Raw genomic sequence first — 25,408 nt, 5'->3', positions numbered from 1 at the left:
CGCTCTCCAGAAAGAAGACGCACATGCTGCTCATCTCCTGCCCCAATTGCGGCTCGCGTGACGAGACCGAGTTCCACTACGGTGGCCAGGCCCACGTTGCCTACCCGGACAACCCCCATGAGCTGACCGACCGTGAGTGGGCCGAGTTCCTGTTCTACCGGGACAACACCAAGGGCTCCTTCGCCGAGCGCTGGTTGCACAGCACGGGCTGCCGTCAGTGGTTCAACATGCTCCGTGACACGGTGACTTACGACATCCAGGCGGTGTACCCGATGGGTACGCCCCGGCCCGATGCTGCCGGGCAGCGGACTGCCGATGCCGGCACTGCCAGCACCGCCGCTGACAGCACAACCACCGGAAGCGCAGCTCCGGACATTTCCGGCACGAGCACCTCTGCCACCAGCATCTCCAGCACCACAGCCCCGGAAGGAGCAACCAAGTGACTTCCCAAAACGCACGCCTCGCAGCCGGCGGACGCATCGACCGAACCATCTCCTGGCGTTTCACCGTGGACGGTGAGGAATTCACGGGTCATCCCGGCGACACCCTGGCCTCGGCCCTGATCGCCAACGGCCGGATCGCCGTTGGCAACTCGCTCTACGAGAGCCGCGCCCGCGGCATCATGTCCGCCGGCGTCGAGGAATCCAACGCCATGGTCAAGGTGGAGCCGCGCTTCCCGGACCACGTGGCCGAGTCCATGCTCCCCGCCACCACCGTCACGTTGGTGGATGGGCTGAAGGCAGAGCTCCTCAACGGCCTGGGCAAGCTTGACCCGGAGGAGGACCATGCCGAGTACGACAAGAAGTACGTCCACACTGATGTCCTGGTTATCGGCGGCGGCCCCGCAGGCCTGGCCGCGGCCCGGGAAGCCGTGCGGACCGGTGCCCGTGTCATGCTGCTGGACGACCAGCCTGAGCTGGGAGGCTCGCTCCTGTCCGGCTCCACAGCACCGGACCTGGCCGAGACCATCGAGGGCAAGCCGGCCCTGGAGTGGGTGGCGGACGTGGAAGCCGAACTCGTTTCCGGCTCCGAGTCCACCGTCCTGAACCGCACCACGGCCTTCGGCGCCTACGACGCCAACTATGTCATCGCCGTCCAGAACCGTACCGACCACCTGTCCTCGCCCGCGCCGTCGGGAGTCTCCCGCCAGCGTATCTGGCACATCCGTGCGAGCCAGGTTGTACTGGCCCCCGGTGCCCACGAACGTCCCTTGGTGTTCGAGAACAACGACCGGCCCGGCAGCATGCTCGCCTCCGCCGTCCGCAGCTACCTGAACCGCTACGCCGTGGCCGCCGGGCAACGCGTGGTCATCAGCACCACCAATGACAGCGCCTACGCCCTTGCCGCTGACCTCCGCAGCGCCGGCGTGATGGTCGCCGTCGTCGTGGATGCCCGTCCCCAGCTCAGCGAGGTGGCAGCGGCCGCCGTCGAAGCGGGCACACGGGTGCTGACCGGAAGCGCAGTGGCGAACACCTCTGCCGACAACAGCGGCCGCCTGAACGGCGTGACCGTCCGCGCCATTAACGACGACGGCGAGCTCACCTCCGGCACTGAACAGGTCGCCTGCGATCTGCTCGCTGTTTCCGGCGGCTGGAGCCCGCTGGTGCACCTGCACTCCCAGCGGCAGGGAAAGCTGCGCTGGGACGACGAGCTGGCCGCCTTTGTGCCGAGCACCGTGGTGCCCAACCAGCAGATTGTCGGCTCCGGACGCGGTTCCTTCGGCACCGCAGACTGCCTGGCCGAGGGAATCACCGCCGGCGCGTCGGCTGCCATCGCAGCCGGGTTCGCGTCCGCCGTCGTGCCGTCACCGCTGGCGGAGCCGAAGGCGTCCGCCCCGACCCGGCAGTTGTGGCTGGTCCCCGGTGAGACGGGAACTCCGGATGACTGGCACCAACATTTCGTGGATTTCCAGCGCGACCAGTCAGTTGCTGACGTGCTGCGCTCGACCGGAGCCGGCATGCGCTCGGTGGAGCACATCAAGCGTTACACCTCCATCAGCACCGCCAATGACCAGGGCAAGACTTCCGGTGTCAACGCAATCGGCGTCATCGCGGCCGCGCTGCGTACCGCCGGTGAGGCCTCCCGTGGCATCGGCGACATCGGCACCACCACCTACCGCGCACCGTTCACTCCCGTGGCGTTCGCGGCATTGGCCGGACGCCAGCGCGGGGAGCTGTTCGACCCCGCCCGCAAGACGTCCATCCATCCCTGGCACGTCGCGAAGGGCGCTCTGTTCGAGGACGTGGGGCAGTGGAAGCGGCCCTGGTACTACCCGCAGGACGGGGAGGACATGGACGCGGCCGTGTTGCGTGAGTGTGCGGCCGTCCGTGAGTCTGTGGGCTTCATGGACGCCACGACCCTGGGCAAGATCGAGATCCGGGGCAAGGACGCCGGTGAGTTCCTGAACCGGATCTACACCAACGCGTTCAAAAAGCTCGCCCCGGGCTCGGCCCGTTACGGCGTCATGTGCCTGGCGGACGGAATGATCTTCGACGACGGCGTGACGCTGCGCCTGGACGAGGAGACCTACTTCATGACCACTACCACCGGCGGCGCCGCGAAGGTGCTGGATTGGCTGGAGGAATGGCTGCAGACCGAGTGGCCTGAGCTGGATGTGCACTGCACTTCGGTGACCGAACAGTGGAGCACGATTGCCGTCGTCGGGCCCAAATCCCGCGCGGTCCTTGCCAAGGTGGCGCCGGAGTTGGCCGCCGACGGGGGACTGGAAGCCGAAGCGTTCCCGTTCATGACCTTCCGTGAAACGACGCTCGCCTCCGGCGTGCGTGCCCGGGTCTGCCGGATTTCGTTCTCCGGTGAACTCGCCTACGAGATCAACGTGCCGGCCTGGTACGGGCTCAACACGTGGGAAGCGGTCGCAGCCGCCGGTGCTGAATTCAACATCACTCCCTACGGCACCGAAACCATGCACGTGCTCCGCGCCGAGAAGGGCTACCCCATCGTGGGCCAGGACACGGACGGAACCGTCACCCCCCAGGATGCCGGGATGGAATGGGTCGTCTCCAAGGCCAAGGACTTCATCGGTAAGCGCTCCTACTCCCGGGCCGATGCCCGGCGCGAGGACCGCAAGCACCTGGTCAGCGTTCTACCCGTGGATGGGACGCTGAGGCTGCCGGAAGGAACCCAGCTCGTGGAAAAGGGCCGCTCCACCAACCCCGCCTACGGGCCGGTCCCGATGGAGGGCTTCGTCACCTCCAGCTACCACAGCGCGGCTCTGGGCAGGTCGTTCGGCCTGGCACTGATCAGAAACGGCCGGAACCGCATCGGCGAAACCCTGGTGGCTGCCGCCGGCGACCAGCTCGTTGACGTCGTCGTCGCCGAAACCGTGCTATTTGACCCCGAAGGGACCCGCAAAGATGGCTGAAACAGCAGCACCCGCAACCTCCTACGAGAAGAATCTCTCCCTCCGTGTCAGCCCAGCCGCCCAGCTCCGGGCAGACTTCGAAACCGGGTCTGTCCGCGGCGTGGTGGAGCTGTCCGAAGTGGCCTTCCTGACCATGGTCGGCCTCCGAATCGATCGCATGAGCGACGCCGGAGAGCGCATCGTCTCCATCACCGGCGGGCTGCCCGCAACGTGTGGCGACGTCAGCGATCACGGGGACACGTCAGTGCTGTGGCTCGGGCCTCAAGACTTCCTGGTGGTGGCACCACGCGAAGCGCACGAGTCCCTCGGTGGAGACCTCATCCGGGCTCTCCGGGAAGCACTCGGTGACGGGGCCGGCCAGGTGGTGGATCTCTCCGCCAACCGCACCACCTTTGAACTGAGGGGACCGCGGGCGCGGGCTGTACTTGAGAAGGGATGCTCCCTGGACCTGCACCCGCGCGTGCTGAAGGCCGGCACCGCCCTGTCGACGGAGATCGGCAACATTCCGGTGGTGCTGTGGAAGACCGGTGACGAAAGCTACCGGCTTTTCCCCCGCGCGTCGTTCGCTGATTTCCTGGGTCGCTGGCTTCTGGACGCGATGCGGGAGTACGCCTCGCCTGAGGTTCCCTGAATGGCCCTCAGCGTCCTGGACCTGTTCTCCGTGGGCATCGGGCCGTCGTCGTCACACACGGTGGGCCCGATGCGGGCAGCGAAGCTGTTTGCCGACGGACTCAAGGGAGACGGACACCTGAGCTCCACCAGGCGGGTCCAGGCCGAGCTGTTCGGCTCCCTCGGTGCGACCGGAAGGGGTCACGGCTCGGACAAGGCCGTGGTCCTGGGCTTCAAGGGGCTGGAGCCGGAAACCGTGGATACCTCCACCGCGGATGACCAGGTGGCCGCCGCTGCCCTGGACGCAGAGCTGTGGGTGGGCGGCGACCACCGGGTGGACTTCAACTGGGACGAGGACGTGGTGCTGCACCGGCGCAAATCCCTCCCCGCACATCCCAACGGCATGACCTTCCGCGCTTTGGACCATGCCGGATTTGTGCTGAGTGAACGAAGCTTCTATTCAATCGGAGGCGGATTTGTTGTTGACGGGGACGCCGACGCCGGTGACAAGGTAGTTGCCGACGCGACTGTCCTGCCGTACCCCTTCAACACCGCGGACGAGCTCCTGGCGATTTGCAGCCGTGAAGGCATGTCCATCTCCGACGTGATGCTCGCCAACGAGTTGGTGTGGCGGACCGAAGCGGAGCTGCGGGAAAAGCTGCTGGGACTGTGGGCGGTCATGCGCGAATGCGTTGACAACGGCTGCACCGCGGACGGGATACTTCCGGGCGGGCTCAGCGTTCGACGGCGGGCGCCGTCGTTATTCCAGACCCTGACGGCGGACACCGGGGTGACCGACCCGCTGCGCGCGATGGAATGGGTGAACCTGTTCGCGCTGGCCGTGAATGAGGAGAACGCTGCCGGCGGGCGGATAGTCACCGCACCGACCAATGGCGCAGCAGGCATCGTTCCTGCAGTGTTGCACTATTACGTGAAGTTCGTTCCCGGCGCCAACGACGACGGCGTGGTCCGCTTCCTGCTTGCCGCAGCCGCCGTCGGAATTCTGTTCAAAATCAATGCCTCCATCTCAGGAGCGGAAGTCGGCTGCCAGGGTGAGGTGGGCTCGGCCTGCTCCATGGCCGCCGCCGGGCTCTGCGAAGTGCTGGGCGGGACACCTGCCCAGGTGGAAAATGCCGCTGAAGTGGGTATCGAACACAACCTCGGCCTGACCTGTGACCCGGTGGGCGGGCTGGTGCAGATCCCCTGCATCGAGCGCAACGCCATCGCCAGCGTGAAGGCCATCAACGCTGCCCGCCTTGCCCTGCACGGCGACGGCAGCCACAAGGTGTCGCTCGACAAAGCCATCAAAACTATGCGCGACACTGGAGCGGATATGAAGAGCAAGTACAAGGAAACTTCCCGCGGAGGCCTGGCGGTGAACGTCATCGAGTGCTGAGCGCCTGACAGCCTCCACGACGCCTGAGCACCATTTATTACCTGAACTTTGATCGCCAACTCGATGAGGAGTGGAACAGCATGCAGCAACTCGCGCACCGGCTCGAACGTCTGGGCACCGAGACCGCCTTCAGCGTCGCACAGGCCGCAGCCGACTGGAAGGCGAAGGGAAACCTCGTGTACCCCTTCCATCTGGGCGACATCAACATCCCGACTGCCCCGCATATCGTCGAGGCGATGAACCGGGCGATCGCAGACGGGTACACGGGCTACTGCCCGGGCCCCGGCATCCCGCCGTTGCGTGAGGCTCTCGCCGACGATATCGGGTCCCGGAGAGGTGTTAAGTTCAAGCCCGACAACGTCGTTGTGATGACGGGCGGCAAGCCGGTCATCACCAAGTTCCTGCAGGCGGTCATGAACCCTGGCCAGGAAGTGCTCTATCCCAACCCGGGCTTCCCGATCTACGAATCGCAGATCGAGTACCTGGGCGGTACGGCGGTTCCGTACCGCTATGTGCCCACGAGTCAGGGCTTCGCGATTGACCTCGACCAGGTACGGGCATCCATTACCCCGAACACGGTCGCGATCATCTACAACGACCTGCAGAACCCCATCTCGGCGGAGTCGACGGAGGCCGAGCGGGAGGCTATCGCGCAGCTCGCACAGGAGCACGACCTCTGGGTGCTCTCCGACGAGGCATACTTCGAGACACGCTATGAGGGTGTCTCGACCTCGATCGCGTCACTTCCCGGCATGGCCGAGCGCACGGTGATCCTTTATACGTTCAGCAAGAAGTTCGCCATGACCGGATCCCGCCTCGGTTGCGCCGTCGCCCCGGTCGAGATCGCCAAAGTCCTCAGCACGCTCAACACCAACGATGAGTCATGCACAACGCATTACGTGCAGTGGGCCGGCATCGAAGCGCTCCGTGGCACCCAGCAACCCGTCCAGCAAATGCTCGATATTCTCCGCGAGCGGCGGGATGCCGCCTGCGAACTCGTGAACGACATCTCCGGGATGTACGTAGCAGTGCCGCAGTCGACGTTCTACCTCTTCCCCGACGTCACCGAGGTCATGGAGCGCCTGGGGTACGCGGCAGTCGGTGATTTCGCCTCCGCAGCGCTGCATGAGACCGGCGTTTCCTTCTGTACGCGTGAACACTTCGGGCGCCGTCAGCCCGGCGAGGAGCGGCAGTACATCCGGCTTGCCTACTCGGGAATCGACGTCGCCGATATCCGCGACGGACTTGGTCGCCTGCGCAAGTGGATCGAGACGGCATGAGCCGGGTCGTCGTCACGGGGCGGGTCCCCGAAGCCGCTATTGAAAAGCTTCGCGCCGAGCATGAGGTCGATGCGTGGGAGGGCCCGGAGTCGATCGGCCGGGAGGAGCTCCTGCGCCGGGTAGCCGGGGCGGATGCCGTGGTGAGCCTGCTCACTGAGCGCATCGACGCCGAGCTGCTCGACGTCGCCGGACCGCAGCTCAAAGTGGTCGCGAACGTCGCCGTGGGTTATGACAACATCGACGTGCCTGCCTGTTCCGAACGGGGCATCGTGGCCACCAACACTCCCGGAGTTCTCACGGACGCCACAGCCGACATCGCGTTTGGGCTGATCCTCATGGCGACCCGCAGGCTCGGCGAGGGGGAACGGATCATCCGCTCGGGTCAGGCCTGGAAGTGGGGCATGTTCTTCCTGCTCGGGAGCAGTCTGCAGGGCAAAGCCCTCGGCGTCGTCGGTATGGGCGGCATCGGGCAGGCGACTGCGCGCCGGGCCAGAGCCTTCGGCATGGAAATCGTCTACCAGTCGCGCAGCGAGATCGATCCCCGGGTAGCCGCTGAGCTGGGCGCCCGGCGGGTAGAGCTCGACGAGTTGCTGGCCATTTCTGACGTCGTCTCGCTGCACTGCCCCTACGGTCCTGCCACGCATCATCTGATCGGCGCCGAACAACTGGTTTCGATGAAGGATTCGGCATACCTCATCAATACCGCGCGGGGACCGATCGTCGACGAAGAGGCACTCGCGTCCGCGCTGCGTGACGGACAGATCGCGGGCGCTGGCCTGGACGTGTTTGAGAACGAGCCCAGCGTGCATCCCGGGCTGCTCGAGCTCGAGAACGTAGCCCTCGTGCCGCACCTCGGCTCCGCCACCATTGAGACCCGCACCGCCATGGCAATGCTCGCCGCCGACAACGTGCTGGCCGTGCTCAGCGGGGAAAGACCGCCCGCAGCGATCAGTTCCTAGTGACAGGCTCACCCCGCAATTGAGGGAGCTCCCTGCGGACAGTTGCGTGTCCTCGGGCCGATGGCAAGAGTCTTACGTCCGGGACCTTGCCGCCCTTTTACCGTCCTCTCAGAGGGAGGCCGCCGTGGGGTGCGATGGCGGCCTTCCTCTGAGTGGACGGTCCTATGGCATCACCAGCAAGGCTCAGCGGAGTGAGGATGGATCACTCCGACCTCGACGCCCGGCTTTCGCGCGGAAATAGGCGCCGTGTCACTTTGTCTCCTCCTGATGCAGGAAGTCGGATTCCCAGTTGTCCTTGGCAGCCTGGTCCTCGATGACGGCCGTTGTACCGGGAACCGCGCGGTTCAGGTGCAGGAATTCGAGATGGGTTTCGTAGTGGTCCAGGACATCGGTGATGACCTGTTCCTTGCTGTAGCCGGCGAGGTCATAGCTGTGGCTGCCCTCCAGGGAGAAGACCTCCATCCGGTAGTACTTCGATTCGAGCCCGGCATTTCCGGGCGCGTAGGACGGGGTGTCGTACTGAACCGGGTAAATCTGGTACTTGAACGGGCGCTCATCGCAAAGCCTCACCAGAAGGTCGACGTGGCGGATGCCGCAGGTCTCGACGATACCCGTCGCCAGGGTCACGTCGGCGTCCTGCGCCTTCAACTCGTCGTACACCTCCTGCAACGCGGGCAGCGCCACGGTATCCACAAAGCGGTTCGCCTGCTTCGGACCCGGGTAGGTCATGGCGCGGTGGAGGCGCTGCCGCCACGTTCGTGACGACGATCCGTCCGCGCTATGGCCGGAGATGATTCCCGGCAGGCTCGAACGGTAGCTGTCCGCCAGCGAGTTCTCCACGCGCAGTGCTTTGTAGAGGCCCAGCATGATGAACAGCAGCAGGATCGAGAGCGGTAGACCCATGATGATCGTCGCATTCTGCAGCGTCGTCACTCCGCCGACGGTCAGCATGGCGAGCGTCAGGAGCCCGGTGACCAGGGCCCAGAAGACGCGCAGCCACTTGGGTCCGTCGGCGCCGGCGTCCTTCAGGTGGCTCGTGAAGTTGGCCATGACGAGAGCACCTGAGTCGGCGGAGGTGACGTAGAAGAGCAGTCCGGTGAAGGTGGCTACGCCGATGATCAGCGGCGCCGCGGGGTACTGCTCGAGGAGGCCATAGAATGCGCGCTCCGGCTGGGCCATCGCTGTTTCCCCGAAGGCGGCATTGCCGTTCATCACGATGTCGAGGGCACTGTTGCCGAAGATCGAGATGAACACCAGGATGAACGCGAAGGGGACCATGAGGGTGCCCAGCACAAACTGGCGGATGGTGCGGCCACGGGAGATGCGCGCGAGGAAGAGCCCGACGAAGGGAGCCCAGGCGATCCACCAGGCCCAGAAGAAGAGTGTCCAGCCCTGCAGCCAGTCGCTGGGCCGGTCGTAGGCAAAGGCGTCCAGTGTCATGGCCGGAAACCGGCTGAGCACGTCGCCGGTGTTCTGAATGATTCCGTCTAACAGGAAGCTGGTCTTGCCGGTCAGGAGGATGAACACCATGAGGCCGAGTGCAAGGATCACGTTCAGCTCGGCGAGCCGACGGATTCCCTTTTCGACGCCCGAGAGCACAGACGCGGTAGCCATGACAACGGCCACGACGATCAGGCCGATTTGCACGGCGACGTTCTCGGGCAGCCCAAACATGAGGCTGAGTCCGTAGTTAAGCTGCACGACGCCGATTCCCAGGGAGGTGGCGATGCCGAAGATGGTCCCGAGGAGGGCTGCGATGTCCACGCCGTCGCCGAGCGGGCCGTTGATTTTCTTGCCGAAGATCGGGTACAGGGCGCTGCGGATGCTCAGGGGCAGATTATGCCGGTAGGCGAAGTAGCCGAGGGCCAGTCCCATGAGCGCGTAAAGAGCCCAGCCAGTGATGCCGTAATGGAACAGGGTAAGGACCATGGCCTGCCGGGCGGCCTCGACGGTGCTGCCGTCACCCTGCGGGGGAGCTAGATATTGGGTCACGGGCTCGGACACCGAGAAGAACATCAGGTCGATGCCGATGCCCGCTGCGAAGAGCATCGACGCCCAGGTGAACATGCTGAACTGCGGCTTCGAATGGTCCGGGCCGAGTTTCGTCTTGCCCACCCGGGTCAGGGCGATGACCAGGACGAACACCACCACCACGGTGACGATCAGGAAGTAGTACCACCCCATGTTGGTGGATACCCAGGCGACCATGGAGCCGATCAGGGCCTCAGCGCCTGCGGCGTCGCTCATGGCCCAAATGGCGATCGCGAGGATCCCGGCGGCCGATCCGATGAAGACGGTCCAATTGACGCGGGTTCGAGCCGCGGGAGTCGTGTCGCCGTCTCCACTAGCTGTTACGGGCGAAGTGTCGGTTATCTGACTCATTTCGTCCCTCTCGTTGTGCACCGCACGTCGTGGCGATGTTTCGTGCAGGCGGAAATGGCACGGGGCAGACTCAGATCCGGGCACATTGTGGCAACCGCGGACATTCGTCGTGGGCTATCAACGTAGCCGCACTCGTCCATGCCGCATGAATCAGCACTCTTGTTGCGTTCCAATATTTGGACTCCTACGTCAGAAAAGCACGATGGTTATTACCCGTGACCGCCATTGGACGCGGGCGAAATCAACGGCAGGCAGCGATTGTGGGCCTCCGGCCGTTTCCCCCAAGTGTTTTGCCTGGTCTTGCTGTGCCTCCGCCGGATCCCCTGCGAGGAGTCCGAACGACTCCGCAAAGTGTGGCGTAGGTCATATGAGGAGAGTAGATCAGATTGAACATACGTTCAAGACTTGTGAATAGGAAGAATTCAAGATCAAGCCAGCTCCGCGCACGACCCGAGCTCATACGGAAAGGCCCGGTGGAGGGAGCAGGATGCACCCCTCCACCGGGTTCGCATAACGGGTCCGGAGCCCGCACTACGCCCGCTGACGGTCAGGCGAGAACCGCGCTGAGCCGCGCCTCCGCCGTCGTTGTTTCGCTCGCACGGCTGGCGCGGATGAGGTCGGCGCAGCGCTCTCCGACCATCATGACGGTGATGTTGGGATTGACGGTGACGTGTTCGGGCATCACAGAGGCGTCGGCGACGCGCAGGCCGGTGACGCCCTTGACCCGCAGCTCGGGGTCAAGGGGAGACATCTCGTCATCGGCTGGTCCCATTCGGACGGTCCCCACGGGGTGGTACACGGTGTTGTGAGTCTTGCGGATGTAGTCCTGCAGTTCCTCGTCGGTCTGCGCTTCGACGCCGGGCGAGAGCTCTCGGCCGGTCCAGTCCGCCATGGCGGGCTGGGCAGCGATTTCACGGGCCTTGCGGATACCGGCGACCATGACGCGCATGTCGTGGCCCTCCGGATCAGTGAAGTACCGCGGGTCCACCATCGGCTTGTCCCGGAAGTCCCGGCTGCGCAGGCGGACCGTGCCGCGGGAGCGAGCGTGCGTGACGTTCGGGGTGAGGCTGAAGCCGTTCTCCGTGGTCGGGTAGCCGTACCGCAGGGTGTTCATGTCGAACGGGACGGAGCCGTAATGCATCATCAGATCCGGGCGGTCCAGGCCCTCCTCGGTAGGTGTGAAGATGCCGATCTCCCACCACTGCGTCGAGACCTGTACCATCGGCTGCTTCGCTTCGAACTGCACAACACCTTCCGGGTGGTCCTGCAGGTGCTCGCCGACGCCGGGGGAGTCGACCAGGACCTCGATGCCGTGCCCGGCGAGGTGCGCGGCGGGCCCAATACCGGAGAGCATGAGCAGCTTCGGCGAGTCGATGGCGCCGGTCGACAGGACGACCTCGCAGCGCGCGGAGAGCCGGTGGGTCCGGCCGAACGCAGAATCCACAACATCGACGCCGGTGCAGCGCTTATTCGCATCGAAAACCAACTGTCGGGCGCGCAGGTCGGTCAGCAGGGTGAAGTTCCCGCGCTCGATGATCGGGTGGATATAGGAGACTGAGCTGGAGGAGCGAGTGCCGTCTGCACGGCGGTTGATCTGGAAGAAGTTCGCGCCGTTGATTACCGTGGTGCCGGTATTGAACTTGACTCGGGGGATGCCGGCCTGTTCACAGGCTTTCAGGAGTGCGACGCCGGTGGGGTCCGCCGGAGGCACGTTCATCAGGTGCACAGGTCCGGAGTCTCCGTGGTGCGGCGCATCGGGGCCGGCGTCGTCGTTGGTTTCCAGCCGCTGGTAGAGCGGCCAGGCGGTCTCAGCATTCCAGCCGGTGGCGCCGTACTTTGACTCCCACTCGTCCAGGTCTTCGCGCGGTGCCCAGAAGGCGATGCAGGAATTGTGGCTGGAGCAGCCGCCCATAACCTTGGCACGGGAGTGGCGCATGAAGGAGTTGCCGTTCTCCTGCGGTTCGATTGGGTAGTCCCAGTCGTAGCCGGATTCCAGAAGCTCCATCCAGCGGTCAAGCTGCAGTATTTCGGGTATCCCGCGGTCGTCTGGACCGGCCTCCACCAGTGCCACGGACACGGCGGGGTCCTCGCTCAGCCGGGCGGCTACTGCGGCTCCGGCAGACCCGCCGCCGATGACGATGTAGTCGAACTCGCGCTCGTTGAGGTTCTCGACGTTGTCGATATGCATCTAGTTCTCCTTGCCGTGCTCCGAGAACCAGCCCGTCACCTGCGGGTTGGTGTTCTGGTAGATGTGCTTCGATTCCTGGTATTCGGCCAGACCGGTAGGCCCGAGCTCGCGGCCGACGCCGGACTGGCCGAAGCCGCCCCACTCGGCCTGCGGGAGGTAGGGGTGATAATCGTTGATCCAGACGGTGCCGTGCCGCAGTCGGCCCGCCACACGCTGGGCCTTGCCGGCGTCCTGTGTCCAGACAGCCCCGGCCAGCCCGTAGATCGTGTCGTTGGCGGTTGCGACCGCCTCATCCTCGGTTCGGAAGGTCTCAACGGTCACCACCGGACCGAAAGCTTCATCGACGACGACGGACATCCCCTTCTGCACATGGTCCAGGACGGTTGGCTCGTAATAGAATCCGGCGTCGTACTGCTCTCCTTGAGGCGCCGCGCCACCGCACCGCAGTCGCGCGCCCTCCTCCAGTCCGCGCTGAACGTAGGTGTGTACCTTTTCGCGGTGAGCCGCCGAAATCAGCGGCCCTGTCTCGGCAGCTTCATCGAACGGGCCGCCGATGCGGATGTCCTGGGCACGGCGGACCAGCTCATCGACGAAGCGCTCGGCAATCGATTCCTCGACCACCAGTCGCGCGCCGGCGGAGCACACCTGCCCGGAGTGCACAAATGCCCCGTTCAGCGCGTTGTCGACGGCGGCGTCGAAGTCCGCGTCGGCGAAGATCACGTTGGGGTTCTTGCCTCCGAGCTCCAGCGCCACCTTCTTCACGGTGCCGGCGGCAGCCGCGGCTATGCGCTTGCCGGTCTCCAGCCCACCGGTGAAGGAGACCAGGTCGACGTCGGGGTGTTCCGAGAGTGGTGCGCCCGCCTCCGCGCCGACACCGGTCACGAGGTTGGCGACGCCGTCGGGCAGTCCCAGGTCCTGCAGCAGTTGCATGGTCAGGATCGCGGTGGACGGGGTCAGCTCGGACGGCTTGAGGACGAAGGTGCAGCCGGCCGCCAATGCCGGGGCGATCTTCCACGCCGCTTGAAGCAAGGGGTAGTTCCAGGGCGTGATCAGGCCGCAGACCCCCACTGGCTCGTAGACGATCCTGCTCACGACGGTGGAGTCCCCGGCGTCGACCACGCGGCCTGGCTGTTGGCCTGCGATCCTGCCGAAATATTCGAAGCAGGCGGCGATGTCGTCCATGTCGATTCGGCTTTCGATGATCCGCTTTCCGGTGTCGAGAGACTCGGCGCGGGCGAATTTCTCGCGGCGATCACGCAATTCGGCGGCAACCCTTAGTAGGAAGGCACCGCGCTCGGGTGCCGGGACCGAAGACCAGACTCCAAAGTCGAAGGCAGCGCGGGCGGCAGCGATGGCCCGCTCGGCATCCGCCCTGCCGGCCTCTGACACTGTGGCGACCAATTCACCGTCGGCGGGGTTGCGAATTTCACGCATCGCGCTGGACTCCGCAGGCTCCCACGAGCCATTGATGAATAGAGTGCATGCGGTATCCGTGGATTGTGTGGCGTAGCTCATACCAGACAGATTAGTGCACGTTGAACAAACGTTCAAGATTCACTTTGAACGTTTGTCCACCAGTGGATCCAAAGTTGTGTCGCGAGCCAGCGGGCCCTACAAATCCTTGAGCTCGCTCTGCTCACGCTCGTTCTTGCGCGAAGGGGCGAAGGCTATGTTCTCGGTGTGGGCGATGTTTCGCTGAATTGATGCCTGGTCTACGCCGAGGAGCGCAGTTAGCCACATACCGTTCTGTACGACGACGATGTCGGCTGCCCGTTCCCTGCACTCATCATGGGAAAGCTCGGGCTTGGCACTCCCTATCAGAGTCGCGAGTCCATCGAGATATCGCTCGAACGCCACCGCATTGATCTGTGCGAAGTCCTCGCTGGCCTGAGCCAAGGCCCAAAGGTGGAGACGCAGCGACAAATATCGAGTGGTCAAAAGTTCGGCGCCCGCGACGCGCCGCAGAGCTTTGCGGAGCTGATCGTCGGGAGGCAAATCAGGGTCGGGCTCGACCAGCATGAGGTCGTGCTCGTCAATACGATGCAGAGCGGCACGAATCAAGCACGCCTTGTCTTGGTAGTAGTAGTTGACAAGCCCCAGCGCTACACCGGCTTCGCGCGCCACGGCGCGCATGTTAACGCCCGAAATCCCGTGGCGCGACAGCAGGTCCATCGCCGCTTCGAGAATGCGCGCCTGTCGGTCAATCTGTTCGCCGGATCTAACGGTGCTTGTACCCACGTGGCCAGACTATGGTGAAACGCCGATGGGTGCACCTCGTCAGGCAGCAGAGGAAGGCAGTGCCTAAGTTCGCCTACGACGACAGCGTCCCGGGCACGGAGGTCATCTCCCAGTCACGGAGCCGTTATAACCCTTGCTGGTAATCATTTGGCAGGGGTCCGCTTTGCACGAACGCAACCTTGCAGTTGTGCAAAATTTAGTTGCGTGACACAATGGTTCGGTGAGTCAACTAGTTTCCCTTCGGGAGCGTAAGCGCACCGAAACCTGGGCCGCGCTTCACGACGCCGCAACCCGCCTCACGCTCCAGGAGGGGCCGGAGGCCGTGACGGTTGAGCAGATCGCTGCCGACGCCAACGTCTCTCCCCGGACGTTCTTCAATTACTTCAGCACCAAGGAAGACGCGATCCTCGGGCTGCAGGAGCCCAGTATCGATGACGGACTGCTTCAGGATTTCTCTCCCGAGAATGATCTTTTGGAGCAGGTATCGCGTTTGCTCATCGCCGTCGTACATTCCACCGAGGGCGGCGAGCCGGAAACGAGCCGGCGCGTTGAGGTGCTGACCGCCTACCCGTTCCTGCGCCAGCGTCGGTACGCGTACTTCCTGCGCGTGGAACAGTTGGTCCGGGACGTCGTCGCTGCTGCGCTTACCGATTCCGGCCGTTGGCAGGCCGCGCTCAGCCGCAATTCCGGGGAAGACGTGGCCCGCATGATCGTCCTCGTTGCCGGTGCACCCATGCGGTACGCGTTCCAGCAGGCAGCTGACTCACCCACCATTGAGAACCAGTTCTCCGCACTCGACGGCGCCACCGCGCTGCTCCGGGAAGTACTTGAGGAAATTCGATGATAACAACCGTTGCACGCAAAGAGTCGGGCCTGCTTCTGCTCTTCGTCGGCCTCATGCTGTCCATGCTTCTGGCCGCACTGAACCAGATGATCCTCAGTACGGCGCTTCCCACGATCGTCGGTGAACTCAACGGTGTCGACCAAATGCTGTGGGTCATCACCGCCTACATCCTCGCCGCCACGATCGTCATGCCGATCTACGGCAAGCTCGGCGACCTGATGGGGCGCAAAAGCCTCCTGCTCCTGGCGATCGCCATCTTCATGGCGGGCTCCGTCGTCGGCGGTCTCGCCCCGAATATGGAGTGGCTGATCGCCGGACGCGCTGTGCAGGGTCTGGGCGGCGGTGGTTTGATGATCCTCTCCCAGGCCATCATCGCCGACGTCGTTCCCGCCCGGGAGCGCGGCAAGTACATGGGTGCCATGGGCGGAGTGTTCGCGTTCGCCTCAGTCGCGGGACCACTGCTGGGCGGCTGGTTCACCGAAGGTCCGGGCTGGCGCTGGATGTTCTGGATCAACATGCCCCTGGGTGTTCTGGCGATCGTCGTGGTGCTGTTCTTCCTCCACCTGCCTGCGCGTGAACGGGTCCACCCCCATGTCGATGTCGCCGGAATGGTGCTGCTCGCTATCGCGACGACGTCGCTGGTCCTGGTAGGCACTTGGGGTGGTACCCAGTACGCGTGGCTGTCAGCACAGATACTCGGACTCTTTGCGCTCGCCGTTGTCACCGGAGCGCTCTTTGTCGCGGTCGAGCGCAGGGCCAAGGAGCCGATTCTCCCGATGAACCTGTTCCGGGAACGCAACTTCGTCCTGACCACTGCGGGGGGACTGCTCATCGGCGTGACCATGTTCGGCGCCATCGGGTACCTGCCGACGTATCTCCAGATGGTCACCGGAGCCAGCGCCACGAACGCCGGACTGCTGATGATCCCGATGATGGGCGCACTGATCCTGACCTCCACGGGTTCTGGAGTCCTCGTCAGCAAGACGGGCCGCTACAAGTGGATGCCGATCGTGGGCTCCGTCGGGGTCTCCGTAGCGCTGCTGCTGCTCTCCACCATCACCCCGACGACGCCCGTGTGGCTGATCTGCGTCTTCATCGCCATCATGGGCGCCGGGCTGGGCTTGAGCATGCAGATTCTGGTGCTGATCGTGCAGAACACCTTCCCGAACCGCGTCGTCGGAACAGCGACGGCGTCCAACAACTACTTCCGGCAGATCGGCGCCACCCTCGGGTCCGCCGTCATCGGCAGCCTTTTCACGGCACGGGTGGGGGAGCTGCTGCTCGAGCGGCTCCCCGCGGGCGGCACGGCGCTGCAGGGCGGCGCCAACTCGTTAACGCCGGAGCTGGTCAATGCACTGCCTGAAGCGTTGCAGCTGCCGATCATCCAGTCCTACAACGATGCGCTCACTCCACTGTTCCTCTACATGGCGCCCCTCGGTGTCATGGCTGCGATCCTCCTGGCGTTCGTCCATGAGAAGGCGCTGTCGACCGTCATCGAGCGGGACACCCGGGTGGAGCGGGAGGCAGGCATAGCGCCGGACCCTGCGCAGACCAACGCCGTGAGCTGAGGATCCACGCCGTTTGCCGCATCGAGTGGGCGCTCATGACCACCCTTTGAGGGAAGTGCGGTTGTGGGCGCCCACTCGATGGAGAATGAACCTATGGCCACCCCTTACCTGATCCGCCGGGAGCGATTCATCCCTGCCTCTGCCGCCGCCGTCTTCGAGGTCCTGGCCACCCCGGCCCTGCATAGTGTGATCGACGGTTCCGGAACCGTCTCGGGTGAGCAGCCCAACGGGCCTCAGCGCCTTTCCGCCGGTGCGCGCTTCGGGATGGATATGAAGATCGGTGCGCCCTACAAAATCCTGAACACCGTCGTGGAATTCGAGGAGGGCAAGCGCATCGCGTGGCGGCACTTTTCGCGCCATGTGTGGCGTTACACCCTGAAAGAGCACGACGGCGGCACGTTGGTCGCAGAGGAATGGGACGCGCGGGCAGTCTTCGGCAAGCCGATCCTGAAGCTGCTGGGTTTCACGAGGAAGCATCCGGCGGCGATGGAACGGACTCTGAAGAACTTGGAGAAGTACGCGATTGACCAGCACCGTCCTTAGTTGGTCGAGGAGAAGTAGTCAATACCGCAGTCGAGAAACGATTAGAAGATTTTTAAGATAACGATTTAGTAAACGCGTTGCTTTGCTCAGCATGCTTATGTTCTTCTGTAGAAGAACCGCCCCATGTCTCCGACTCGAGGTGAAAGTATGCAAGAAGTCGCGCCCGCGCGGGAGGCCAAGCCCCGCATCAGCCCCTCAGCCAAGCGGCCGTCCGGCAGTCTGAAGGCCGCCATGCAGGAGAGCATCGCCCTGGAGCACCTCCACATAGCCGAGGGGATAGCACGGGGCTATTCCCCCTTCTCCAACGACGCCGCGGATGTCCGCCAGGTCGCATACGTAGGACTGATGAAGGCCGCGCGCCGCTTCGACCCGGAGCTTGGCATCGAGTTCGCCGCGTACGCCGTCCCCACCATTCGAGGCGAAGTGAAGCGCTACCTGCGGGACTGCTGTTGGATGATACGGCCGCCGCGCGAGCTCCAGGACCTGAAGTCGGCGGCCGTCAAGGCGGGTTCCGAACTGGCTCAGCGACTCGGTCGGGAGCCCTCCCTCGACGAGCTCTCCGAACACCTCCAGAAGGATTCGGCAACGGTCGCGGAAGCTTTGAACTGCGGCGGAAGCCAGCGGCCCGAATCGCTCGATACAACGACGGAGGGCCCGGGTTGGGCCGAGGTCCTGACAGCCGGCGACGACCAGTACGCCCGGAGCGATGAAGTGCTCGCCCTGCGCGCCGCAGTGCGTGAGCTGTCAGAACGCGAGCGGGAACTGCTGTATCGGCGCTACTTCCACGAGGAGACCCAGGACCGCATCGCCCGACGGCTCGGCATGACCCAGATGCAGGTTTCGCGACTCCTCGCGCGGACACTCGTGAAACTCCAGAAACGCTTACTGGGCACCGAAACAATCGGCCTGGCAGCAACGGGTGCGGCAGCGCGCATCGCCTGAAGGGGTCAGCGCGAGATACCCAGTTCCGCAGCCGCGCGCAGCACATCCTCGGGCGTTACTGCGAGAATCGCTGGATCCGGTTCACTGGCGAAGGTTTCGCCACGGCGTACCGATTCGTCCGTCAGCACAAGATGCGGTCCGGGCGGCGGCCCCCATTCCGCCACGGGGGCCGGCCCGAACAGCACCACTGACGGCCGGGAGTATGCCGAGGCCAGATGGGCGGCGCCGGTATCAGCCGAGATGACCAGCGACGCCGAAGAGATCAGGGCCGCGAACTCCAGCAACCCAAGGCGTCCCGCCACGACATGGGTCTCATCGAGCCCGGCGGCCTGGGCAACTGCTTCCGCACGGGGACGCTCGCCGGTGCTGCCGGTAAGCAGCACCTGCTGGCCGGCGTCGGAAAGCGCCCGGGCGACTTCGGCGAACCGCTTCACCGGCCAGAGCCTGCTTCCGTAGGCGGCGCCCACGTGAATAACGACGGCGCCGGGCGCGGGGCTTTGAACCGGCGGCGGCAGCAGGTGGTAGTCCAACGGATCGGCGTCGATGCCGTGGGATTGGACGAGGTGCGCCCAGCGGTACCTCTCGTGGACTCCGTCTTCCCACTCCGGGCCGGACCAGCCCGGCGCATGGTGCCCAATCCGCCGGGAGGCATCCAAAGCTTCAAGCCGCCCGCGGCTCTCGGGCCCGTTGCCGTGCAGGTTCACGGCAACGTCCACCCTGCCCGGACGGAGGGCGAGCGGTACATCGAGCCCGTGGGTGGGCAGCAAGTCGTCCACGGCGCCGGTCAGCTGCACGATCGGTTCGAGCCAGGACTGCGCGGCGTACAGGATGCGGTGTTCAGGGAAGGCGCGGCGCAGGCCCCTCAGGGCTGGGACCGCGACCAGGAGATCTCCGAGCTTGAGGGCACGCAATGCCAGTACTTCAGGGCGTCCGTCCGGCTCGAGGGCTTCCACGGCAGTGTCAGGCAGCATGAAAGTATCCTGCCAGAAAGGAGCGCCTGCGCGGTGCGGCCGTCCACCTCCGGCGGGCCTGAGGAGAACTTCTCCGCGAAGAAGTGTTTAGGTTCCCACTTCTCAGGGAACAGTGCCTGTATGAGAAGCGAGCCGAAAGCTGTTCTCCTCGATCGGGACGGCACCATTGTGGTCGACGTGCCGTACAACGGCGACCCGGACCGCGTGGTCGCCATGCCCGGTGCTCTCGAAACGCTGAACATCCTGCGCGCGGACGGAGTGCCGCTGGGTGTGCTCACCAACCAGTCCGGGATCGCGCGCGGACTGATCACCGAGCATCAGGTTGCAGCAGTGAACCAGCGCGTTGACGCCGTGCTGGGTCCCTTCGACGTGTGGGAGATCTGCCCCCACGGGCCCGACGACGGCTGCACCTGCCGCAAACCGGCGCCGGGCATGATTCTGCGCGCCTGCGAGAAGCTGGGGCTGCATCCCTCCGAGGTCGCCTTCATCGGGGACATCGGAGCGGACGTCGAGGCCGCCGCCGCTGCAGGGGCGACGGGCGTACTTGTTCCCACCCCGATCACCCGCCAGGAGGAGATCGATGCCGCGCCGTTGAAGGCAGACACGCTCGCAGAAGCAGTCGCGTTGCTGCGGGGCGCCGCCTGATGGGCCGGGTGCTGGTGGCGCGCCTGGACAGCGTCGGTGACGTTCTCCTGTGCGGTCCCGCGGTCCGGGCCGTCGCCGCAAGCGATCCTGCCGGCGTCGTCATGTTGTGCGGTCCGCAAGGGGCACCGGGGGCGGAACTGCTTCCCGGGGTGTCGGAGGTCATCGTCTGGAACTCTCCGTGGATCGCGTCGCCGGCACCCGAGGTGACCGCTGGGCACCTGGATACCCTGCGGGATGCCGTGGCGGACGCCGGTATCACGGAAGCCGTTATCCTCACTTCCTTCCACCAGTCCCCGCTGCCCTTGGCGCTGGTACTGCGGCTGGCCGGCGTCGGGCGCATCACCGGTGCATCGGTGGACTACGCCGGGAGTCTCCTTGACGTACGGCTCAAACCCGGCGAGGACTTCCCGGAGGATCAGCCGGAGCCGGAGCGCGCACTGCAGATTGCCGCCGCCGGAGGTTACCTCCTGCCGGACGACGACGACGGACGGCTTCGCGTGCACGGCATCCCCGACGTGACGCACCTGGTGGGCGAAGGTCCCTACATCGTCCTGCACCCGGGCGCAGCTGTCCCCGCCCGCGCCTGGCCGGCTTTGCATCACGCCGCGCTCGCGGAACTGCTGACCGGTGCGGGCTACCGCGTGGTGGTGACCGGCGGAAACGGCGAGCCGGAACTGACAGCCACGGTCGCGGGCCCTGACGGCATCGACCTCGGCGGCCAGACCGATCTGCGCACGATGGCCGGGGTGCTGGCGGGGGCGGACGCTGTCGTCGTCGGCAATACCGGTCCAGCGCACCTCGCTGCTGCGGTGGGCACGCCCGTCGTCAGTCTGTTCTCACCGGTGGTGCCGGCCGTCCGGTGGGCACCATACCGCGTGCCGGTTGAGTTGCTCGGGGATCAGAACGCGCCCTGCAAGCTCACCCGGGCCCGTGACTGTCCGGTGGCCGGTCACCCCTGTCTCGCAGATGTCAGCCCGGAAGATGCCTACGCCGCTGTGCAGCGGCTGATCTCCGGAATCCCGTCCCTGGCCAGCAGAAGAGAAACGAGGAACGCATGAGGATACTGCTCTGGCACGTGCACGGCGGATGGACCGATGCGTTTGTCCGTGGTGCGCACGAGTACCTGCTGCCCACCACGCCCGAAGGGGGTCCGTGGGGCCTCGGCCGTGCCGGCCGGGACTGGCCGGCTTCGGTGCGCGAGGTGCCGCCGGTGCAGCTGCGCGAGGAGAATCCCGACGTCGTCGTCCTGCAGCGGCTGGAGGAACTGGAGGAGGTTGAGCGTCTGCTGGGACGCCGCCCCGGGCGCGATATTCCCGCAGTCTTCCTCGAACACAACACCCCCAAGGGCGACATCCCGACGACGCTGCATCCGCTTGGCGGCCAGAGCGAGATTCCGATCGTCCACGTCACCCACTTCAACCGGCTCTTCTGGGACAACGGCATGGCGCCCACGGCCGTGGTCGAGCACGGCATCGTGGACCCCGGTCCGCTCTACACCGGGGAGCTGCCGCATGCCGCCGTCGTCGTGAATGAGCCGGTGCGGCGGGGACGGGTCACCGGCACCGACCTGCTTCCGCTGTTCAGCCGGGAAGCTCATCTCGATGTCTTCGGCATGGGAACCGCCGAGCTGCCGAACGCGCTCGGTCTGGGCGCGGAGGAGCTGACGGTCTGCGGTGACCTGCCGACGCCGAAGCTCCACGCGGAACTCGCCCGCCGCCGGGTCTATGTCCACCCGCTGCGCTGGACGTCGCTTGGCCTTGCGCTGCTGGAATCGATGCACCTCGGAATGCCGGTGGTCGCCCTGGCGACGACCGAGGCGGCCCGCGCGGTGCCGCCGGAAGCGGGTGCCATTTCGACCAACACCGATGAACTGCGCGCCGCAGTACGCCTGCTCATCGATGACCCTGCAGAAGCACAATCACGTGGCCAGGTGGCGCGGCAGGTGGCGCTGGAGCGCTATGGCCTGCAGGCGTTCCTGGAAGCGTGGGACGAAGTCCTGGGGGATACCACTGAGCGTTCGCGCGTCCTGGCAGTTTCGGAAAGGAGACCACAATGAGGATTTCCATGGTGTCCGAGCACGCGAGTCCACTCGCTGCGCTCGGCGGGGTGGACGCCGGGGGCCAGAATGTGCACGTCGCTGCGCTGTCACTGGCGCTCGCACGGCGCGGGCACAGCATCACGGTCTACACCCGCAGGGACAGCACGGACCTTCCCGAACGGGTCCAGGCTGCGCCAGGAGTCGAAGTGGTTCACGTCGACGCCGGTCCGCCGACCACCATCCCCAAGGATGACCTCCTGCCGTTCATGGGCCAGCTCGCCGACGGCATCGCTGCTGACTGGGGTTCCTGCCCGCCGGACCTGGTGCACGGGCACTTCTGGATGTCCGGGATCGCGGCACTCGACGCCGCCCGGAGGGACGACGCCGGTTACGCCGTCCCCGTGGTGCAGACCTTCCACGCGCTGGGAACAGTGAAGCGGCGGCACCAGGGCAAGGAGGACACCAGTCCGCTGGAACGTGCCTGGCTGGAACCTTCCGTGGGCCGGCAAGCGGACCGGGTGATCGCAACCTGCTCCGACGAGGTGTTCGAGCTGAAGGCCATGGGCGTGGAGGGCACACGGGTGTCGGTGGCGCCCTGCGGAGTGGACCTGACACTGTTCGGGGCCGAGGGGCCGGCCGCTCCCCGACGGCGCGCACACCGGATCATGACCGTGGGACGCCTGGTGCCGCGTAAGGGCGTCGACCTGGTGATCCGTGCACTGCGGAGGTTGGCAGACAGCGGGATTGACGACGTCGAACTCGTGATCGCGGGCGGCAGCGGAGACGCCAAGCGCCTCGAAGAAGATCCAGAAGCCCGGCGCCTGATGAATCTTGCCACGGATTTGGGCGTCGCAGACCGCGTTGTGCTTGAGGGGCAGGTGCCCCGTGAGCGGATGCCCGAGCTGCTGCGCAGCGCCGACGCCGTGGTGTGCGCACCCTGGTATGAACCGTTCGGGATAGTCCCGCTCGAGGCGATGGCCTGCGGAGTCCCGGTCATCGCTGCCGCCGTGGGCGGGCTGATCGACACGGTCGTGGACGGCCAGACCGGGCTGCACGTACCCCCGCGCGATGTCGAGGCGCTCGCCGAAGCCATCCGCCAGGTCATCGAGAATCCCGAGGCAGCGAAGGAACTCGGCAGCGCAGGACTGGCCAGGGTGCATGCGCGCTATTCCTGGGACCGCATCGCCGCCGACACCGAGAAGGCGTACCAGCTGACGCTGAACCAGGCCAGTGGGCGGACACCGGCCCGACGCAGGACATCGCGGTTGGCGCCGGCGTCACCCCTTGCCTCCAACTCACATCTGCAGAGCACCGGAAGGAGCGCCCGATGAGCGCCGAATACCTAGCCACTGTCCGGCCCGGGCGGAGGCAACCGCTGATCGCCGTTCCGCCGCGTCCTGAGCCGGCGCCGCTCAGCGCTCCCGGATCCGGTGCTTACGACGCCGTCATGGGTCATCTTCAGCACGTACTGCCGGCGGTCGAATCCCTGATGGCCTCCGCCGCCCATCTTGCAGACTGGGGGGTCGATCTCGCCGGACGCCTCATGGCCGGCCAGCGCCTGCTCGCCGCAGGCAACGGGGGGTCAGCGGCCGAAGCTCAACACCTGACGGCGGAGTTGGTGGGCAGGTTCGACGGCGAGAGAGAGGCGTTCTCCGCCATCTCCCTGCACGCTGAGTCCTCCTCAGTGACAGCAATCGCGAATGACTACGGCTACGACAACGTCTTCGCCCGCCAGGTGCAGGGCCACGGCCGCGAGGGAGACGTACTGCTGCTCCTTAGCACGAGCGGCAAGAGCCCCAACCTCCTGCGCGCGGCTGAAGCGGCCCGGAAGATCGGAATCACAAGCTGGGCTCTCACCGGCCCTGGCCCCAACCCGTTGACGGCGGCCTGCGATGACCATGTGGCCGTGGACGCCCGGTCGGCCAATGCGCAGGAGGGGCACCTCATAGCGCTGCACGCCATCTGCCGGGCGTTCGATGCAGAAGTGGCGCGCTGCCGGACTATGGAGGCGGGATCATGAGGATCGTCGTAGTCGGGGATGTCCTCCTCGATGTGGATTTGTCCGGAGACGCCGGCCGGTTGAGCCCGGACGCTCCGGTGCCCGTGGTGGATGTGGCTGCCGTCAGGCGGCGTGCCGGCGGCGCCGGCCTGACCGCGCGGATGCTCCAGCAGGATGCGCAGGACAACAGGTCCGGTGTCAGTCTCGAGCTCGTCACGGTGCTCTCCGACGACGACGCCGCCTCCGCCCTCCGCGCGGAACTCGCCGGCATCCGGCTCGTCACTGGCCCGTCCGGTGCACCTACCCCGGTGAAGACGCGGGTGCGCGCGGGGAACCACGCCGTCGTGCGTTTCGATGAAGGCTGCGGCGCCGCACCGGTGCCGTCCGTCACCGAGGAAATGCTGCAGGCAGTGGAAGGGGCCGACGTCATACTGGTTTCCGACTACGGGCGCGGGCTTGCAGCGAACGAACAGCTGCGGGAAGTGCTGGAGCGGGTCGCGGGACGTGTCCCGGTTGTTTGGGACCCGCATCCGTCGGGGCCGGAACCGGTGCCCGGAGTTGCCGCCGTTACCCCGAACTTCAGTGAAGCACTGAAGGCATCGGGTACAACGCAGGGGAGCGCCTCCGACGTCATTCGCGCTGCTGCTGACGCTGCAGCAGCGCTGGAACGGACGTGGAAGAGCAAGGCCGTCGTCGTGACGCTGGGGGAGCGGGGCGCGCTGATCCACCATCAGGGAACAAGCGCGGAACTGCCGCATCTGGTGCCGGCGCCCGCGATTGGTGCCAATGATCCGTGTGGAGCCGGTGACAGGTTCTGCTCCGCCCTCGCGCTTGCACTCGGCGGCGGGACGACGCTCGGCGAGGCTGTCGAGACCGCGGTCCAGCGGGCGGCGGAGTTCCTCGGCCGGGGCGGTGTGTCAGCGCTCGGGGAGGACCCTGAACCGACACAGCTGCACGGACCGGCGGTCGACGCGCTCCGGGTTGCCCGTGAAACCCGCGAGGCGGGCGGCACCGTCGTGGCCACCGGCGGATGCTTCGATCTGCTGCACGCCGGCCACGCCCGAACCCTGTCCGCGGCGCGAAGGCTCGGAGAATGCCTGATCGTCTGCCTCAACTCGGATGAGTCGGTCCGCAGGCTCAAGGGCCCGCAGCGCCCGATCATGGGCGAGGACGACCGCGCGGAACTCCTCTCCGCGCTCGAGTGCGTCGATGCCGTATTCGTCTTTGGAGAGGACACACCCGAGGAGGCCCTGGCTGCCCTGCGTCCCGACATCTGGGTCAAGGGCGGCGACTACTCCGCAACCGAGCTTCCAGAGTCCGCACTCCTGCGATCGTGGGGCGGGCAGACCGTGACCGTCCCCTACATCCCAGCCCGTTCAACCACCTCCCTGGCCGCGGCGCTCGCCGAGGTCGGGTAACCAGCA

General features: G+C 65.6%; 21 protein-coding genes. 16 read left to right on the top strand and 5 right to left on the bottom strand.

Annotated elements, in window-relative coordinates:
* The first annotated feature begins 23 nt into the window (after positions 1–23).
* The 6 genes from AC5RU3_RS14320 (at position 24) to AC5RU3_RS14295 (ending at position 7,626) form a co-directional block, all read left to right on the top strand.
* Positions 24–443 (top strand): sarcosine oxidase subunit delta, encoded by a 420-nt coding sequence (locus AC5RU3_RS14320; RefSeq protein ID WP_493965995.1) that lies wholly within the window; start codon positions 24–26, stop codon positions 441–443.
* A complete protein-coding gene (locus tag AC5RU3_RS14315; RefSeq protein WP_493965994.1) occupies positions 440–3,382 on the top strand; it encodes a sarcosine oxidase subunit alpha family protein in 2,943 nt (980 codons plus the stop codon). The genes AC5RU3_RS14320 and AC5RU3_RS14315 overlap by 4 nt, the downstream gene beginning before the upstream one ends.
* A complete protein-coding gene (locus AC5RU3_RS14310) occupies positions 3,375–4,013 on the top strand; it encodes a sarcosine oxidase subunit gamma (RefSeq protein ID WP_493965993.1) in 639 nt (212 codons plus the stop codon). Before AC5RU3_RS14315 ends, AC5RU3_RS14310 begins: the two co-directional genes overlap by 8 nt.
* Positions 4,014–5,387 carry an L-serine ammonia-lyase gene (locus AC5RU3_RS14305; protein WP_309070198.1) on the top strand — a complete coding sequence of 458 codons (1,374 nt, stop codon included), beginning with the start codon at positions 4,014–4,016 and terminating at the stop codon, positions 5,385–5,387.
* Between the two features lie 80 nt (positions 5,388–5,467).
* A complete protein-coding gene (locus tag AC5RU3_RS14300; RefSeq protein ID WP_493965992.1) occupies positions 5,468–6,667 on the top strand; it encodes a pyridoxal phosphate-dependent aminotransferase in 1,200 nt (399 codons plus the stop codon).
* Positions 6,664–7,626: a 2-hydroxyacid dehydrogenase gene (locus tag AC5RU3_RS14295; RefSeq protein ID WP_493965991.1), complete on the top strand. Its 963-nt coding sequence runs from the start codon at positions 6,664–6,666 to the stop codon at positions 7,624–7,626. Before AC5RU3_RS14300 ends, AC5RU3_RS14295 begins: the two co-directional genes overlap by 4 nt.
* A 249-nt stretch (positions 7,627–7,875) precedes the next feature.
* On the opposite strand, the gene betT is transcribed toward AC5RU3_RS14295, so the two are convergent.
* The 4 genes from betT to AC5RU3_RS14275 all read right to left on the bottom strand — a co-directional run bounded on the left by betT (position 7,876) and on the right by AC5RU3_RS14275 (position 14,434).
* Positions 7,876–10,008, bottom strand: coding sequence for a choline BCCT transporter BetT (gene betT / locus AC5RU3_RS14290; RefSeq protein WP_493965990.1), 2,133 nt, complete (start codon positions 10,006–10,008; stop codon positions 7,876–7,878).
* A 547-nt stretch (positions 10,009–10,555) separates the two neighbouring features.
* Positions 10,556–12,196: a GMC family oxidoreductase gene (locus tag AC5RU3_RS14285; protein WP_493965989.1), complete on the bottom strand. Its 1,641-nt coding sequence runs from the start codon at positions 12,194–12,196 to the stop codon at positions 10,556–10,558.
* Entirely contained in the window at positions 12,197–13,711 is a 1,515-nt protein-coding gene (locus tag AC5RU3_RS14280; protein ID WP_493965988.1) for an aldehyde dehydrogenase family protein, read from the bottom strand.
* Positions 13,712–13,807: 96 nt separating this feature from the next.
* Positions 13,808–14,434, bottom strand: a complete 627-nt coding sequence (locus tag AC5RU3_RS14275) for a TetR/AcrR family transcriptional regulator (RefSeq protein WP_458116393.1) — start codon at positions 14,432–14,434, stop codon at positions 13,808–13,810.
* Positions 14,435–14,654: 220 nt separating this feature from the next.
* On the opposite strand from AC5RU3_RS14275, the gene AC5RU3_RS14270 reads away from it, so the two are divergent.
* From AC5RU3_RS14270 to AC5RU3_RS14255, 4 genes are all read left to right on the top strand, one after another.
* Positions 14,655–15,278 carry a TetR/AcrR family transcriptional regulator gene (locus AC5RU3_RS14270; RefSeq protein WP_493965987.1) on the top strand — a complete coding sequence of 208 codons (624 nt, stop codon included), beginning with the start codon at positions 14,655–14,657 and terminating at the stop codon, positions 15,276–15,278.
* Positions 15,275–16,846, top strand: coding sequence for an MDR family MFS transporter (locus tag AC5RU3_RS14265; RefSeq protein WP_493965986.1), 1,572 nt, complete (start codon positions 15,275–15,277; stop codon positions 16,844–16,846). The genes AC5RU3_RS14270 and AC5RU3_RS14265 overlap by 4 nt, the downstream gene beginning before the upstream one ends.
* A gap of 93 nt (positions 16,847–16,939) precedes the next feature.
* Positions 16,940–17,389 carry an SRPBCC family protein gene (locus tag AC5RU3_RS14260; protein WP_493965985.1) on the top strand — a complete coding sequence of 150 codons (450 nt, stop codon included), beginning with the start codon at positions 16,940–16,942 and terminating at the stop codon, positions 17,387–17,389.
* A 147-nt stretch (positions 17,390–17,536) separates the two neighbouring features.
* Positions 17,537–18,331 carry a sigma-70 family RNA polymerase sigma factor gene (locus AC5RU3_RS14255; protein ID WP_309124131.1) on the top strand — a complete coding sequence of 265 codons (795 nt, stop codon included), beginning with the start codon at positions 17,537–17,539 and terminating at the stop codon, positions 18,329–18,331.
* 5 nt (positions 18,332–18,336) lie between these two features.
* On the opposite strand, the gene AC5RU3_RS14250 is transcribed toward AC5RU3_RS14255, so the two are convergent.
* Positions 18,337–19,302 (bottom strand): glycosyltransferase family 9 protein, encoded by a 966-nt coding sequence (locus AC5RU3_RS14250; protein WP_493965984.1) that lies wholly within the window; start codon positions 19,300–19,302, stop codon positions 18,337–18,339.
* A 120-nt stretch (positions 19,303–19,422) separates the two neighbouring features.
* Between AC5RU3_RS14250 and AC5RU3_RS14245 the strand changes: the two genes are divergently transcribed.
* The 6 genes from AC5RU3_RS14245 to AC5RU3_RS14220 are packed head-to-tail and all read left to right on the top strand — an operon-like array spanning position 19,423 to position 25,402.
* A complete protein-coding gene (locus AC5RU3_RS14245; RefSeq protein ID WP_493965983.1) occupies positions 19,423–19,947 on the top strand; it encodes a D-glycero-alpha-D-manno-heptose-1,7-bisphosphate 7-phosphatase in 525 nt (174 codons plus the stop codon).
* A complete protein-coding gene (locus tag AC5RU3_RS14240; RefSeq protein ID WP_493965982.1) occupies positions 19,947–21,005 on the top strand; it encodes a glycosyltransferase family 9 protein in 1,059 nt (352 codons plus the stop codon). Before AC5RU3_RS14245 ends, AC5RU3_RS14240 begins: the two co-directional genes overlap by 1 nt.
* Positions 21,002–22,003 (top strand): glycosyltransferase, encoded by a 1,002-nt coding sequence (locus AC5RU3_RS14235; protein ID WP_493965981.1) that lies wholly within the window; start codon positions 21,002–21,004, stop codon positions 22,001–22,003. Before AC5RU3_RS14240 ends, AC5RU3_RS14235 begins: the two co-directional genes overlap by 4 nt.
* Positions 22,000–23,316 (top strand): glycosyltransferase, encoded by a 1,317-nt coding sequence (locus tag AC5RU3_RS14230; RefSeq protein WP_309071527.1) that lies wholly within the window; start codon positions 22,000–22,002, stop codon positions 23,314–23,316. Before AC5RU3_RS14235 ends, AC5RU3_RS14230 begins: the two co-directional genes overlap by 4 nt.
* Positions 23,313–24,005, top strand: coding sequence for a D-sedoheptulose-7-phosphate isomerase (locus tag AC5RU3_RS14225; RefSeq protein WP_493965980.1), 693 nt, complete (start codon positions 23,313–23,315; stop codon positions 24,003–24,005). The genes AC5RU3_RS14230 and AC5RU3_RS14225 overlap by 4 nt, the downstream gene beginning before the upstream one ends.
* Positions 24,002–25,402: a PfkB family carbohydrate kinase gene (locus AC5RU3_RS14220; RefSeq protein WP_493965979.1), complete on the top strand. Its 1,401-nt coding sequence runs from the start codon at positions 24,002–24,004 to the stop codon at positions 25,400–25,402. The genes AC5RU3_RS14225 and AC5RU3_RS14220 overlap by 4 nt, the downstream gene beginning before the upstream one ends.
* The last annotated feature ends 6 nt before the right edge of the window (positions 25,403–25,408 follow it).

Source organism: Arthrobacter sp. MDB1-55 (genome assembly GCF_059092925.1).
This window is presented reverse-complemented; position numbering and strand designations above follow the sequence as displayed.